Below are 14,203 nucleotides of genomic sequence, written 5' to 3'. Positions count from 1 at the left end.
ACCTCATCGTCCCCAGGCCGACCGGCCACGGCATCGCTCAACGGTCCACTGTCTCACCCGGGCCGGACGCGCTCGCGCTTTGCGGTCCGGTGTCCGTGCTCTCGTCACTCGGCTGCGTGCTCTCCTCGGCGGCGGCCCGCTCGGCGACGCGCTTGCGGCTGGCGTACATCTTGACGCCCGCCAGCACCAGGAGCAGCACCCCGCCGGCGATGACGAGCATCACGGTGGCGGTGATCTCGGTGGCCTCGACGGTGAACTTCTGCTCCTTGCCGTAGGGCACGCCGTCCTTGGTGAACAGCTGAGCGGTGACCTCGACGGGGCCGCTCGCGGTGGCGTTGGCGGTGAACTTCACGGTCTGGGTGTGGGCGCCCTGCACGGACACCTCCTGCCGGGCCTCGCCGCCGTCGTCGAACATCAGACGGGTCGGGTTGGCCGACTTCACCCGCAGCACCAGGCCCTGTACGTCCTGGACCAGGCTGTTCTGCACGGTGACCGGGATGGTGGCGCTGTGGCCCGACAGGGTGGCGTCGGTCTTGGGGATCAGCCGGACCTTCTCGGTGAGGCCGATCAGATACGCCTGGACCTCGTCGCGGTACTGCCGGGACTCCTGGGGACGGCCCCGCCAGGACGTGGACATCTCGCGGTTGGTGGTGTTCCCGAACGGGATGGTGACCCGGTCCGGGGCACTGAGGATGACCTTGAAGTGGTCCAGGGTGTTCTGGGTGGTGCGGATCTTCTCGAAGGCCGCCTGCGGGAGCTCCGTCTTCCGCAGCGCCTCCGGGTACTGCCCCGCCCCGGGGACCTGGGTGGTGGCACCCGGGTCGGGCTTGGCCCTGGCAGCCGCCTCCAGGTCCAGCGGCTGGGTCCAGCGGCCGGCCTGGAGGCCCCGCAGGGCCGCCGCCATGGTCTCGGCCTGGCTGACCGTGGGCATCCGCTGCGGCGCGACCACGAAGCTGCGCTGGGCGTCGGTGTCCTGCAGGTTCAGGGCGAGGCTCTGGGCGAGGAACTCCTGGACGGCGAGGGTGGCGTTCCCGGCGGGCAGCATGTCGCCCTCGAAGGCGGTCGACAGCCCCGCGTCGGCCACCACCGCGGTGGCCCCCGCTCCGATCGGGCGGGCCGCGGAGGGCGTGTAACCGAGACCGCCCGTCTCCTGGAGGCTGTCGCTGCGGGTCAGGACGTTGTGGGCGCCCGCCGAGGTGGCGACGTTGACGATCGAGGGGTCGATGGCACCGTCGACGGGCCAGGAGAAGTCGGTGGAGGGCGTGACGTGCAGCACGGTCTCCACCGCCTGGGCGGCCTTGTCGGTGGCCGGGCGCAGCTGGCCCAGGGTGCCGGAGACGTCCTTGCCACGGTGGGCGAGGGAGGCCAGGTCGGGGTCGGCGAAGGGAAGTGCGACCACCTTCTTGCCCTGGACGGCCTGCTCCAGGGAATTCAGCCACCGCTCGGCGACGGCCTTGCTCCGGCCCGGCACGGGCTTGCCGCCCGGGACGCGCACCCGGTAGCCCTTGGTCATCGCGTCGACCGTGTACAGCAGGTCCGGGTCGATGACCCAGGTGATCGGGAGCTCCTTGCCCAGGCTCACCATCTGGTCGAGCCGGCCGCCGGGTGCCAGCTCGGCCGCCAGGTCGTCGTTGAGGAAGACCGGTGTCTGGGTCTCGTCGGACATGGTCTCGGCGGTCAGGTGGGTGCTGGAGATCAGCGGCCAGACGAAGGTGAGCTGGGACTTCTTCGCCGCAGCCTCGGGCTGCCAGGGCAGGAAGGTCCGCTCGATGCCCAGGACCTGCTCGGAGGGACGGCTGCCCGTGCTGCCCGAGAGCGAGACGCCCAGCTGGTAGACCCCGTCCCCGTCGAGGGACAGCTTCTCCACCGGGACCTTCAGGGTGAAGGTCTGACCGGTCTTCGCGGGGAGCGAGGGGATCTTCACGGCGTAGGCGGAGTCGATCTCCGCCGGGTCGACCCCGGGCCGGAAGCGGGTCCGCTGGGAGACCTCCTCCATGGCGTCACGGCCGGGCAGGGCAGGGCCGAGCCGCAGCCCCACGTGCGCGTTGTTGATCGTCTCCTTGCCCGTGTTGGTCACGGTGCCGGAGACGGTGAGGGTGTCGCCCTTCACAGGCGCGCTGGGGGTCATCTCGGTCAGCTGGACGTCCACGCCGCCGGCATCGGCCGCCTGGGCCGTGGGTGCCGGAGAGTAGACCAGGGCCGCCAGTACCGGCGTCCCGGCCAGCAGGACCATCGTGCGCCGCAGCCAGCGGCGGCGGGCAGGAGCGGGGGCCGGCCCGTTGAGTTCTCCCGTGTCTGCCGGCTCGGCCACGCGTTCGCCCGTCCCTCGAAGTGTCAGTGGTCGCCTCAGTGCGTCCACGCATGGTAACGAGGCCCGCCGGGCCCGAGTGCCGCGCACTGCTCCACATGATCGGACCCCGGGAGCGGGGGCGAGCCCCGGGGTACCGGTAAACAGGGCGGTTCCGGCTGGGCGGGGCACGTACCCTTTTCTGTTGTGCCGAACGCCAACGAAGACAACCCCAGCGCCCTGAGCCAGGTGCAGCACCGCGCGGTCAGTGAACTGCTGCGGGTCGCGCCCGTCGCCGACGAGCTCGGCCGCCGCTTCCAGGAGGCGGGCTTCCGCCTCGCCCTGGTCGGTGGCTCCGTCCGCGACGCCCTGCTCGGGCGCCTCGGCAACGACCTGGACTTCACCACCGACGCCAGGCCCGAGGACGTCCTGAGGATCGTCCGGCCCTGGGCGGACACGGTGTGGGACGTGGGCATCGCCTTCGGCACCATCGGCTGCCAGAAGGGCGGCTTCCAGATCGAGGTCACCACCTACCGGTCGGAGGCGTACGACCGGTCCTCCCGCAAGCCCGAGGTCTCCTACGGCGACTCCATCGAGGAGGACCTGGTCCGGCGCGACTTCACGGTCAACGCCATGGCCCTGGCCCTGCCCGAGCAGGAGTTCATCGACCCCCACGGCGGCCTCGCCGACCTCCAGGCCAAGGTCCTGAGGACCCCCGGCACCCCGGAGGAGTCCTTCTCCGACGATCCGCTGCGGATGATGCGGGCCGCGCGGTTCGCCGCCCAGCTGGACTTCGAGGTGGCTCCCGAGGTGGTGGCTGCCATGAAGGAGATGTCCGACCGGATCGAGATCGTCTCCGCCGAGCGGGTCCAGACCGAGCTGAACAAGCTCCTGCTGTCCGGCCACCCCCGGAAGGGGCTGGGGCTGTTCGTGGACAGCGGGCTCGCCGACCGGGTCCTGCCCGAGCTGCCGGCCCTGCGGCTGGAGAGCGACGAGCACCACCGGCACAAGGACGTCTACGAGCACTCCCTGACCGTCCTCGAGCAGGCGATCGACCTGGAGGAGAACGGCCCCGACCTGGTGCTGCGGCTGGCCGCGCTGCTGCACGACATCGGCAAGCCCCGCACCCGCCGCTTCGAGCCCGACGGCCGGGTCTCCTTCCACCACCACGAGGTGGTGGGAGCGAAGATGACCAAGAAGCGCATGACCGCGCTGAAGTACTCCAACGACATGGTCAAGGACGTCTCCCGGCTGGTGGAGCTGCACCTGCGGTTCCACGGTTACGGCGCCGGCGAGTGGACCGACTCCGCGGTCCGGCGCTACGTCCGGGACGCGGGACCGCTGCTGGAGCGGCTGCACAAGCTGACCAGGTCCGACTGCACCACCCGCAACAAGCGCAAGGCCAACGCCCTCTCCAAGACCTACGACGGCCTGGAGGAGCGGATCGCCCAGCTCAAGCAGCAGGAGGAGCTGGACGCCATCCGCCCCGACCTGGACGGCAACGAGATCATGAAGGTGCTGGGCGTGGGACCCGGCCCGGTCATCGGCAAGGCCTACGCCTTCCTGCTCGACCTGCGCCTGGAGAACGGGCCCATGGGGCACGACGCCGCAGTCGCCGCCCTGAAGGACTGGTGGGCGGCCCAGGCCTGAGCCGCACCGCGCACTCCGGTCCGCGGCCGTGTTTCACGTGAAACGTCGGAGCGGACCGGAGCCGGCGGGGCGCGATGTTTCACGTGAAACGCCGGCCGTCGCGCTCCCTTCGTGCCATCCCGATCGCCGTGACGGCGTAGAGGACGGCCACGGAGAGGACCAGCACCACGGACTTCCCGTCGGGCGGCAGCATCAGCGAGGCCGTGCCCGCCGCGGCTACGAAGGCCACGTTGAAGAGGACGTCGTAGACGGAGAACACCCGGCCCCGGAAATCGTCGTCCACCTGTGACTGCACCACCGTGTCGGTGGAGATCTTCGCCCCTTGCGTGGCCAGCCCCAGGACGAAGGCGGCCGCCAGCATCGGGCCGGGGGCGAAGAAAAGGCCGAGCGCGGGAACGAGGACTGCGGATCCCGCCGCGCAGGCGGTGATCCAGCCCCGGGTCCCCAGCCGGTCCACCGCCCCCGGCGTGATCACCGCGGCCGTGAAGAAGCCGGCTCCGGACACCCCGACCGCCAGGCCCAGCCAGGCCAGGCCCTCCGCCTCGGTCCGCGACCAGGCGTACCGGCAGAGCATCAGCAGCATCACGAACAGGGCTCCGTAGCAGAAGCGCATCAGCGTCATGGCGGTCAGTGCACGGGCCGCGTCCCGCCGGCCGGACAGGTGCCGCAGCCCCTCGGCCATGCCCCGCACGGTCAGCGCCATGCCCTCCGGAACGGACGGGTGGCGGACGCCCGGCTCGTGGTCGGGGCCGAGGAGCCCGATGGCGAGCCGCAGCGAGATCAGCGCGGCGCCCAGGTACAGGACGGCCCCGAGCAGCACGACCAGCGCGTCCGAGTCCTCGGCCACCAGACGCAGCAGGAAGGCCAGGCCTCCGCCGGCCGTGGCGGCCAGGGTGCCGGCCGTGGGCGAGAGGGCGTTCGCGGTGACGAGCCGGTCGGGGCCCACCACCCTGGGAAGGGAGGCGGCCAGGCCCGCCAGAACGAACCGGTTGACGGCGGTGACCGACAGCGCGGAGGCGTAGAAGAGCCAGTCCGGCACCTGGGCGACGATGAGCACGCCGGTGCCGCAGGCGAGGGCGGCGCGGAGCAGGTTGCCGTAGAGGAAGACCTGGCGGCGGCGCCAGCGGTCCAGCAGTACTCCGGCGAAGGGACCGACGACGGAGTAGGGCAGCAGCAGGACCGCCATGGCCGAGGCGATGGAGGCGGCCGAGGTCTGCTTCTCCGGGGAGAACACCACGTAGGTGGCCAGGGCCACCTGGTAGACGCCGTCGGCCGCCTGGGAGAGCAGTCGTACGGTCAGCAGGCTCCGGAAGTCCCTCAGGCGCAGCAGCACGCGCAGATCCCGTACGACAGGCATGAGGGCTAGCGTCACATACGCGGAGGGTCCCCGGGCAGATTGCCCGGGGACCCTCCGCGGAAGAAACGAGCGGACCTTAGCGCTCGACCTCGCCCTTGATGAACTTCTCGACGTTCTCGCGGGCCTCGTCGTCGAAGTACTGGACCGGCGGGGACTTCATGAAGTACGAGGACGCCGAGAGGATCGGGCCTCCGATGCCGCGGTCCTTGGCGATCTTCGCGGCCCGCAGGGCGTCGATGATGACACCGGCGGAGTTCGGGGAGTCCCAGACCTCCAGCTTGTACTCCAGGTTCAGCGGGACGTCGCCGAAGGCGCGGCCTTCGAGGCGGACGTACGCCCACTTGCGGTCGTCGAGCCACGCGACGTAGTCGGACGGGCCGATGTGGACGTTCTTCTCGCCGAGGTCCCGGTCGGGGATCTGGGAGGTGACGGCCTGGGTCTTGGAGATCTTCTTGGACTCAAGACGCTCGCGCTCGAGCATGTTCTTGAAGTCCATGTTGCCGCCGACGTTCAGCTGCATGGTGCGGTCCAGGATGACACCGCGGTCCTCGAACAGCTTGGCCATGACGCGGTGCGTGATGGTCGCGCCGACCTGGGACTTGATGTCGTCGCCGACGATCGGGACCCCGGCCTCGGTGAACTTGTCCGCCCACTCCTTGGTGCCGGCGATGAAGACCGGGAGGGCGTTGACGAAGCCGACCTTGGCGTCGATGGCGCACTGGGCGTAGAACTTCGCCGCGTCCTCGGAGCCCACGGGCAGGTAGCAGACCAGGACGTCGACCTGCTTGTCCTTGAGGATCTGGACCACGTCGACCGGGGCCTCGGCGGACTCCTCGATGGTGGCGCGGTAGTACTTGCCCAGGCCGTCGAGGGTGTGGCCGCGCTGGACCGTCACACCGGTCTGCGGGACGTCGCAGATCTTGATGGTGTTGTTCTCGCTGGCGCCGATCGCGTCCGCCAGGTCGAGCCCGACCTTCTTCGCGTCCACGTCGAACGCGGCGACGAACTCCACGTCGCGCACGTGGTACTCGCCGAACTGGACGTGCATCAGTCCCGGGACCTTGCCCGCCGGGTCGGCGTCCTTGTAGTACTCGACGCCCTGCACCAGCGAGGCGGCGCAGTTGCCCACGCCGACGATGGCTACGCGAACCGAACCCATTCCGGTTGCTCCCTGTTTGTTCTCGGACGAGGCCTGCGAAGTGCAGGACCTCATGTTGCGGTTTCGTCGGGCGGCCCGGGACGTCTCTGGTCCCGTCCCGCCCGCTCGCTCTCGATGAGCTCGTTCAGCCAGCGCACTTCACGCTCCACGGATTCCATTCCGTGCCGCTGCAGCTCGAGCGTGTAGTCGTCGAGGCGCTCCCGGGTCCGGGCCAGGGAGGCGCGCATCTTCTCCAGACGCTCCTCCAGCCGGCTCCTGCGGCCCTCCAGCACCCGCATGCGCACCTCGCGTTCGGTCTGGCCGAAGAAGGCGAAGCGGGCGGCGAAGGACTCGTCCTCCCAGGTGTCGGGACCGGTGTGGGAGAGCAGCTCCTCGAAGTGCTCCTTCCCCGCCGCCGTCAACCGGTAGACGATCTTCGCTCGCCGCCCTGAGAGTGAAGCGGCGAGAGCGTCCTCCGGTGCACTGCCCGGTTCCTCGATCAACCAGCCGTTGGCGACCAGCGTCTTGAGGCAGGGGTAGAGCGTTCCGTAGCTGAAGGCCCGGAACACCCCCAGCGAGGTGTTGAGCCGCTTGCGCAGCTCGTAGCCGTGCATGGGGGATTCACGGAGCAGTCCGAGGACAGCGAACTCGAGGATGCCTGAGCGTCTGCTCACCCGCCCGCCTTCCCTCCTCCGCCCCTGAAGTCCTTTATGCCGAGCTGATGTATCGACTCGATACATCCAGAAGATAGAACGGGCGGCCCGACGCGACAAGCCCGGACATGGTGACCGGCGTCACATCACCAATTCGATGGAGTCGAGTTGCCTGATTTGGGGTGAACTTGGGCAGTGAGTGAGTTTTGAGCGTGCGTAGTCTGTGCGCCATGAGCGAGCACCGCCGCAAACCGCCGCAGCCGCAGGGCGGCGGCCGCGCAGCGTCCCGCCGGGCCGCCCAGCAGCGCCCCGGCCGAGGCACCGTGCCCGGACGCAACGTCCCGACCGCCTCGCCCAGCGGCCCCTACGGCGCCCCGTACGGAAGACCGCAGGCCCCCGGAGGCCGCGCCGACGCCCGGCGTGCCGCCCAGCAGCGCTCCGGCCGGGGCGGCGGCTCGGGCAGACGCGGCGGCCCCCAGGACAAGCGGTTCATCAACTACCCCCGCTCCGACAAGGACGGGTGGCAGCGCTTCCTGCCGTCCTGGAAGCTGGTCGGCGGTACGGCACTGGGCTTCTTCGCCATCGTGACGGTCGGTTCCGGCATCGGCATCGCGATGGTCGGCAAGCCCGACCCCCACAAGGCGGCCGAAGCGCAGAACAACGTCTACTACTGGGCCGACGGCACCCAGATGGCGGCGACCGGCGGCAGCACCAACCGCCAGATCGTCAGCATCGACAAGATCCCGAAGTCCATGCGTAACGCCGTGATCGCGGCCGAGAACGAGTCCTTCGAGACCGACAAGGGCGTCGACCCCATGGGCATCGGCCGGGCCGTGTACAACATGGCCACCGGCGGCTCCACCCAGGGCGGCTCGACGATCACCCAGCAGTACGTGAAGAACAGCTTCCTGAGCTCCGAGCAGACCCTCAAGCGCAAGGTCACCGAGCTCTTCATCTCGCTCAAGCTGGGGTTCACGGAGGAGAAGGACACGGTCCTCGCCGGCTACCTCAACACCGCTTACTACGGCCGCGACGCCTACGGGATCCAGGCCGCCTCGCGCGCCTACTTCGGCAAGGACTGCGAGCACCTCAACCCCTCCGAGGCCGCCTTCCTCGCCCAGGTCCTCAAGGGCCCCAACCTCTACAACCCGGACGGCGGCATCGGCGAGGCGGCCACCCCGGAGGCCAACCGGCAGCGCGCCGAGAAGCGCTGGAGCTGGGTCCTGGACCGCGAGGTCGAGGTCGGCCGCATGACCTCCGACGAGCGCGACCAGCTCAAGGTCGCGGGCTTCCCCAAGCTCATCGACTCCGAGCAGGCCCGCTCGCTGTCCGGCCAGACCGGCTACCTGGTCGAGACCGCCAAGCAGTACGTCATGAAGTCCAAGCAGCTGACCGTCGAACAGCTGGCCCTCGGCGGCTACCGGATCTACACCACCTTCAAGAAGGACAAGGTCGACGCCCTGACCAAGGCCGTGGACGACACCCGCAAGGACTTCCTCGACCCGGTCGCGCGACCCGAGTACGACACGCACGTGCAGTTCGGCGCGGCCTCGGTGGACGTGAAGACCGGCGCCATCGTCGCCCTGTACGGCGGCCCCGGCTGGGACCAGAAGTACTTCAACAACAACGCCAACACCACCGGCGTCCCCGTCGGCTCCACCTGGAAGCCGTACGTCCTGGCCGCGGCCATGGAGTACGGCACCAAGAACTCCGACGGCGAGGGCATCTCGGCCGACAGCAAGTACATGGCCAACGACCTCACGGTGATCAACAACCGCGAGGGCAAGCCGCTGCGCGACGCCAAGGGCAAGCCGTTCCGGCAGAAGAACGAGAGCACCACCCCCTACGGCTTCGTCACGCTGAACGAGTCGATGGAGAAGTCCATCAACGTGCCGTTCGCCCAGCTCGTCTTCGACGTCGGCCACGACAAGGTCCGCAAGGTCGCCGCGGCCACGGGCATCCTCGACGAGTCGATGAACCCCAACAACGACGCCTCCTTCGCCCTGGGCACCTCCACCCCGAGCGCCATCCGCATGGCCAACTCGTACGCCACCTTCGCCGCCTCCGGCACCCACCACGAGCCGTACTCGGTGACCAAGGTCATCCACAAGAGCCAGGAGCTCGACGGGTTCCAGGCACCCAAGGCGGAGCGCGCGATGAGCAACGGGATCGCCGACAACATCACCAAGGTGCTCGAGAACGTCGTCGAGAACGGCACCGGCAAGAAGGCCCAGAAGCTCGGCCGGCCCTCCGCCGGCAAGACCGGTACCACCGACGAGAACAAGTCGGCCTGGTACGTCGGCTACACCCCCGAGCTGTCGACCGCGGTGACCCTCTTCCGCACCGACCCCAACGCCAAGGAGAAGAAGCTCGAGTCCATGAAGAACGTCGGCGGGATCCCCTCCATCCACGGTGGTGACATCCCGGCCGAGATCTGGACCGAGTACATGAAGGCCGCACTCAAGGGCACCCCGGTCAAGGACTTCCCCGAGGCCGAGGACATCGGCGTCACCGCCGACGGCGACGGCGCTCCCAGCCCGACGCCGACGCCCACTCCGACGCCGACCACCTCGGCGACCAAGACGCCCGAGGTCACGCCCACGCCGACGCCGACCCCCAGCAAGGGCGGCAAGCCCACCTGCAGGCCCTGGCAGTGGGACTGCAACACCGACGCGGGCACCACCAACGGCGGGCCCACCTACCCGACGCCCACCGGCACCACCCGTCCGGGCCGCCCCGGCGGCACCACCAACGGCGGTACCACCACCGGCGGGACCAGTACGGGCACCACCACCGGCGGCACGAGTACGGGCACCACCACCGGCGGTACCACCGACGGCGGCACAAGTACCGGCACCACCTGGGGCTTCACCAGCGGCGGCGACTGACCCGCCACCGGAGGTACGGCAGGATGAACGCATGACCAAGGTGCACGAGGACCACCCCGTACCACCCACCCGGCAGGACGAGGTGGCGGCCGCCGGCAGCGGGATCATCGGCGGCCCCCTCGGCCGCCACGCGCTGCTCGGCGGCCACTGGCTCAACCCCGTCCGGGTCGTGGTCCTCGTCGCCCTCGGCATGTTCGCCCTGGGCATGGTGCAGAAGCTGCCCTGCTACGACTGGGCCTGGTTCAAGGGCGCCAGCTCCCAGTACACGCACGCCTGCTACTCCGACATCCCGCACCTGTACGTGGTCCGCGGCTTCGCCGACGACCTCACCCCGTACTTCGACCGGCTCCCCGGCGACATGGAGTACCTGGAGTACCCGGTCCTCACCGGCCTCTTCATGGAGGTCGCCTCCTGGCTCACCCCCGGCGGCGGCTCGATGCAGCACCGCGAGCAGATCTACTGGATGGTCAACGCCGGCATGCTGATGGCCTGCGCCGCCGTCATCGCCGTCTGCGTGGCCCGCACCCACCGCCGCCGCCCCTGGGACGCCCTGCTCTTCGCCCTGGCCCCGGCCTTCGCCCTCACCGCCACCATCAACTGGGACCTCCTCGCGATCGCCCTGACCGCCGCCGCGATGCTCATGTGGTCCCGCGGCCGGGCACTGGCCTTCGGCATCCTGATCGGCCTGGCCACCGCCGCGAAGCTCTACCCCGTCCTGCTGCTCGGACCGCTGTTCGTGCTGTGCTGGCGGGCCGGGAAATGGCGGGCCTGGGCCACCGCTTTCCTGGGCGCGGCCGGCTCCTGGCTGCTGGTGAACCTGCCCGTCATGCTCGGCGCCTGGGAGGGCTGGACGAAGTTCTACACCTTCAGCCAGGAACGCCCCGTGGACTTCGGCTCCGTCTGGCTGCTGATCTCCCAGCGCACCGGCAACCCCCTCGAAGGCGCCAACACCTACGCCACCGCGCTCACCCTGCTGCTGTGCGCCGGGATCGGCGTACTCACGCTGACCGCCCCGCGCCGGCCCCGGTTCGCCCAGCTCGCCTTCCTGGTCGTCGCCGTGTTCATCCTGACCAACAAGGTCTACTCACCGCAGTACGTGCTCTGGCTGATCCCGCTCGCCGCCCTCGCCCGCCCCCGCTGGCGCGACTTCCTGATCTGGCAGGCGGGCGAGGTCGTCTACTTCCTCGGGATCTGGACCTACCTCGCCTACACCACCAGCGGCGACAAGCACCAGGGTCTGCCCGTCGAGGGCTACCAGCTGGCCATCGCCGCCCACCTGCTGGCCACCCTCTACCTGTGCGCCGTGGTCGTACGCGACGTCCTGCTGCCCGAGAAGGACCCCGTACGCCGGGACGGATCGGACGACCCCTCCGGCGGGGTCCTCGACCGGGCCCCCGACGTGTTCGTGCTCCCGAACGCCGCGAGGGCGCCGCGGCAGGCGGCGCCCTCGGAGGGTCAGCGGGTCGAGTGGGGCGTCAGCGATCGATGACCCGGTCGAACTGGGTGGTGGTGTGCCGCAGGTGCGCCACCAGCTCGTCGCCCACCTTCGGCTCCGTCGAGTCAGAGGGAACGAACAGGATCGACACCTGCATGTGCGGCGGCTCCGCGAACCAGCGCTGCTTGCCCGCCCAGACGAACGGCGACAGGTTCCGGTTCACCGTCGCCAGACCGGCCCGGGCCACGCCCTTCGCCCGCGGCATCACGCCGTGCAGCGCCTTGGGCGCCTCCAGGCCCACCCCGTGCGAGGTACCGCCGGCCACGACCACCAGCCAGCCGTCCGACGCGGCCTTCTGCTGCCGGTAGCCGAAGCGGTCGCCCTTGGCCACCCGGGTCACGTCCAGCACCGCCCCCCGGTACTCGGTCGCGTCGTGGTCGCCCAGCCACAGCCGGGTGCCGATGCGGGCCCGGAAACGGGTCTGCGGGAACTGCTGCTGGAGCCGGACCAGCTCCTCCGCCCGCAGATGGCTGACGAACATCGTGTGCAGCGGCAGCCGGGCGGCCCGCAGCCGGTCCATCCAGCCGATGACCTCCTCGACGGCGTCCGAGCCGTCCGGGCGGTCCAGCGGCAGGTGCAGGGCGAAGCCCTCCAGGCGGACGTCCTCTATGGCCGACGGCAGCTGCGCCAGATCGGCCTCACTGACCCCGTGCCGCTTCATCGAGCTCATGCACTCGATGACCACCCGCGCGCCGTGCAGCCCGCGCAGCCCCTCCAGCGAGGCCACCGAGCGGATCACCCGGTCCGGCAGCGGCACCGGCTCCTCGCCCCGCCGGAACGGGGTGAGCACCAGCAGGTCGCCGCTGAACATGTCCTTGATCTTCGCGGCCTCGTACGTGGTGCCGACCGCCAGGACGTCCGTGCCCATCCGGGTCGCCTCCTCGGCGAGCCGTTCGTGCCCGAAGCCGTAGCCGTTGCCCTTGCAGACCGGAATCAGACCCGGGAACTGGTCGGACACCTGCTTCTGGTGCGCACGCCAGCGCGCGGTGTCGACGTAGAGCGTGAGCGCCATGTCCGTTCCGACCCTCTCTCTCAGCGGCGCGACATGTAGATGTCGAGCGCCTTGTGCAGCAGCTTGTTCAGCGGGAAGTCCCACTCGCCGACGTACTCGACGGCCTCGCCGCCGGTACCGACCTTGAACTGGATGAGACCGAACAGGTGGTCGTTCTCGTCCAGAGTGTCGCTGATGCCGCGCAGGTCGTACACGCCGGCACCGAGCGCGTAGGCGTCCCGCAGCATCCGCCACTGCATGGCGTTGGAGGGCCGCACCTCACGCTTGTGGTTGGCCGAGGCGCCGTACGAGTACCAGACGTGCTGGCCGACGGTCAGCATGGTGGCCGCGGCCAGCGGCTCCCCCTCGTGCTTGGCGATGTAGAGCCGCATCCGGTTGGGGTCCTCGGAGTTGAGGGCCGTCCACTGGCGCTGGAAGTAGCTGAGGGGACGCGGACGGAACTTGTCCCGCTCCGCGGTGATCTCGTAGAGGTGCTGCCAGGTCCCCAGGTCCTCGTAACCGCCCTGGACCACCTCGACGCCGGCCTTCTCGGCCTTCTTGATGTTGCGGCGCCACAGCTGGTTGAAGCCCTTGAGGACGTCGTCCAGGGAACGGTTCGCCAGCGGCACCTGGAAGACGTAGCGCGGCTGGACGTCACCGAAGCCGGCGCCGCCGTCCTCGCCCTGCTGCCAGCCCATGCGGCGCAGCTTGTCGGACACCTCGAAGGCGCGCGGCTCGATGTGCGAGGGCTCCACGTCCCGCAGGCGCTTGACCTCGGGGTCCTGGATGCCTGCCTTGATGGCGGCCGCGTTCCAGCGGCGGATGACCACCGGCGGGCCCATCTTCACGGTGAAGGCACCCTGCTGCTTCAGGTGCGCCAGCATCGGCTGGAGCCACTCGTCCAGATTGGGGGCGTACCAGTTGATGACCGGGCCCTCGGGCAGGTAGGCCAGGTAGCGCTTCACCTTCGGCAGCTGGCGGTACAACACCAGTGCGGCGCCCACCAGTTCACCGCTCTTGTCGAACCAACCGAGGTTCTCGGAACGCCACTCGTTCTTCACGTCGGCCCACGCCGGGACCTGGCAGTGGCTCGCCGAGGGCAGGCTCTGGAGATAGGCCAGATGCTGCTCTCGGCTGATGGTCCTCAGGGACAGGCTCATGCGGGGCGTCTCCTCCGGCGGCTTCGCTGGGTATGCCGCGAAGCCTACTGCGACAAGGGCGCCACCCATCCGGGGGACGGGCGGCACCCCCGCCGGAGGTGCCCCGGCTAGCCCAGCACGCCGCCGAACAGTCCGCCGTTCGCCATACCCAGGTAGAAGCCGATACCGGCGGCGCCCAGCCCGATGATCATGCCGAAGCGCTCGCGTGTGGTCTCGGAGACGAACTGTCCGTACGCCCCGGTGAGGATGCCGAACAGGCCGGCCCACGAGGTCAGCAGGTGCAGCTCGTGGAAGAACGCCGTGATGAACGCCACGGCGCCCAGCACCAGGGTCGCCGCGAGGAGGGCGTCCTGGAGCGGATGGGCCTTGTGGTCGGTGGACAGGAGGGAGATGGGGGACTGCTGCTGGGGTCGCATTGCCTGTGCCATGGCCGGCACCTCCTGGCTGAAGCGGGCATAGCACCGAGCAAGCCCGATGCCTACAGATTGTGTGCCTCCCCCGCCGGATTTCAACCGCAAGGACCCGACCGGGTACTCTGTACGGTCTGCACTGGTGTCTGCCCTCGTGGGCACCGACACCGTGCG

General features: G+C 69.8%; 10 protein-coding genes. 3 read left to right on the top strand and 7 right to left on the bottom strand.

Annotated features, from left to right (window positions below):
- Window positions 1-37: 37 nt before the first annotated feature.
- Window positions 38-2,233 (bottom strand): DUF6049 family protein, encoded by a 2,196-nt coding sequence (locus tag ACFY61_RS20940; protein ID WP_389474042.1) that lies wholly within the window; start codon window positions 2,231-2,233, stop codon window positions 38-40.
- A 261-nt stretch (window positions 2,234-2,494) separates the two neighbouring features.
- On the opposite strand from ACFY61_RS20940, the gene ACFY61_RS20935 reads away from it, so the two are divergent.
- Window positions 2,495-3,937 carry a CCA tRNA nucleotidyltransferase gene (locus ACFY61_RS20935; protein ID WP_389473958.1) on the top strand — a complete coding sequence of 481 codons (1,443 nt, stop codon included), beginning with the start codon at window positions 2,495-2,497 and terminating at the stop codon, window positions 3,935-3,937.
- 79 nt (window positions 3,938-4,016) lie between these two features.
- Here the strand turns inward: ACFY61_RS20935 and ACFY61_RS20930 are convergent, their stop codons facing one another.
- The 3 genes from ACFY61_RS20930 to ACFY61_RS20920 form a co-directional block, all read right to left on the bottom strand.
- Window positions 4,017-5,294 carry an MFS transporter gene (locus ACFY61_RS20930; RefSeq protein ID WP_389473957.1) on the bottom strand — a complete coding sequence of 426 codons (1,278 nt, stop codon included), beginning with the start codon at window positions 5,292-5,294 and terminating at the stop codon, window positions 4,017-4,019.
- Between the two features lie 76 nt (window positions 5,295-5,370).
- Window positions 5,371-6,453, bottom strand: coding sequence for an inositol-3-phosphate synthase (locus tag ACFY61_RS20925; RefSeq protein ID WP_389473956.1), 1,083 nt, complete (start codon window positions 6,451-6,453; stop codon window positions 5,371-5,373).
- Window positions 6,454-6,503: 50 nt separating this feature from the next.
- On the bottom strand, window positions 6,504-7,106 hold the full coding sequence (locus ACFY61_RS20920) for a helix-turn-helix transcriptional regulator (RefSeq protein ID WP_389473954.1): 603 nt from the start codon (window positions 7,104-7,106) through the stop codon (window positions 6,504-6,506).
- 209 nt (window positions 7,107-7,315) lie between these two features.
- Here ACFY61_RS20920 and ACFY61_RS20915 point away from each other — a divergent pair, with 209 nt between their 5' ends.
- On the top strand, window positions 7,316-9,973 hold the full coding sequence (locus ACFY61_RS20915; RefSeq protein ID WP_389473952.1) for a transglycosylase domain-containing protein: 2,658 nt from the start codon (window positions 7,316-7,318) through the stop codon (window positions 9,971-9,973).
- Window positions 9,974-10,004: 31 nt separating this feature from the next.
- Complete coding sequence (locus ACFY61_RS20910) at window positions 10,005-11,462, top strand: glycosyltransferase family 87 protein (RefSeq protein WP_389473950.1); 1,458 nt, start codon at window positions 10,005-10,007, stop codon at window positions 11,460-11,462.
- Here ACFY61_RS20910 and ACFY61_RS20905 read toward each other — a convergent pair.
- The 3 genes from ACFY61_RS20905 to ACFY61_RS20895 form a co-directional block, all read right to left on the bottom strand.
- Window positions 11,449-12,480, bottom strand: a complete 1,032-nt coding sequence (locus tag ACFY61_RS20905; RefSeq protein WP_389473949.1) for an alanine racemase — start codon at window positions 12,478-12,480, stop codon at window positions 11,449-11,451. The genes ACFY61_RS20910 and ACFY61_RS20905 overlap by 14 nt on opposite strands.
- A 20-nt stretch (window positions 12,481-12,500) precedes the next feature.
- The gene (locus ACFY61_RS20900) at window positions 12,501-13,619 is read right to left on the bottom strand and encodes a lipid II:glycine glycyltransferase FemX (protein WP_389473947.1); all 1,119 of its coding nucleotides are present in this window, start codon (window positions 13,617-13,619) and stop codon (window positions 12,501-12,503) included.
- 107 nt (window positions 13,620-13,726) lie between these two features.
- Window positions 13,727-14,047: a hypothetical protein gene (locus tag ACFY61_RS20895; protein WP_389473945.1), complete on the bottom strand. Its 321-nt coding sequence runs from the start codon at window positions 14,045-14,047 to the stop codon at window positions 13,727-13,729.
- Window positions 14,048-14,203 lie beyond the last annotated feature (156 nt).

The sequence above is a fragment of the Streptomyces sp. NPDC012888 genome, from assembly GCF_042900645.1.
Taxonomy (GTDB): Bacteria; Actinomycetota; Actinomycetes; order Streptomycetales; family Streptomycetaceae; genus Streptomyces.
The sequence above is the reverse complement of the archived record's forward strand: the minus strand, read 5'-3'. Positions and strand labels throughout refer to the sequence as shown.

Bases quoted from the DNA above. Each gene is read 5' to 3' on its own strand.
- ACFY61_RS20940 (WP_389474042.1), bottom strand. From the start codon at position 2,233: ATGGTCCTGCTGGCCGGGACGCCGGTACTGGCGGCCCTGGTCTACTCT.
- ACFY61_RS20930 (WP_389473957.1), bottom strand. From the start codon at position 5,294: ATGCCTGTCGTACGGGATCTGCGCGTGCTGCTGCGCCTGAGGGACTTC.
- ACFY61_RS20925 (WP_389473956.1), bottom strand. From the start codon at position 6,453: ATGGGTTCGGTTCGCGTAGCCATCGTCGGCGTGGGCAACTGCGCCGCC.
- ACFY61_RS20915 (WP_389473952.1), top strand. From the start codon at position 7,316: ATGAGCGAGCACCGCCGCAAACCGCCGCAGCCGCAGGGCGGCGGCCGC.
- ACFY61_RS20910 (WP_389473950.1), top strand. From the start codon at position 10,005: ATGACCAAGGTGCACGAGGACCACCCCGTACCACCCACCCGGCAGGAC.
- ACFY61_RS20905 (WP_389473949.1), bottom strand. From the start codon at position 12,480: ATGGCGCTCACGCTCTACGTCGACACCGCGCGCTGGCGTGCGCACCAG.
- ACFY61_RS20900 (WP_389473947.1), bottom strand. From the start codon at position 13,619: ATGAGCCTGTCCCTGAGGACCATCAGCCGAGAGCAGCATCTGGCCTAT.
- ACFY61_RS20895 (WP_389473945.1), bottom strand. From the start codon at position 14,047: ATGGCACAGGCAATGCGACCCCAGCAGCAGTCCCCCATCTCCCTCCTG.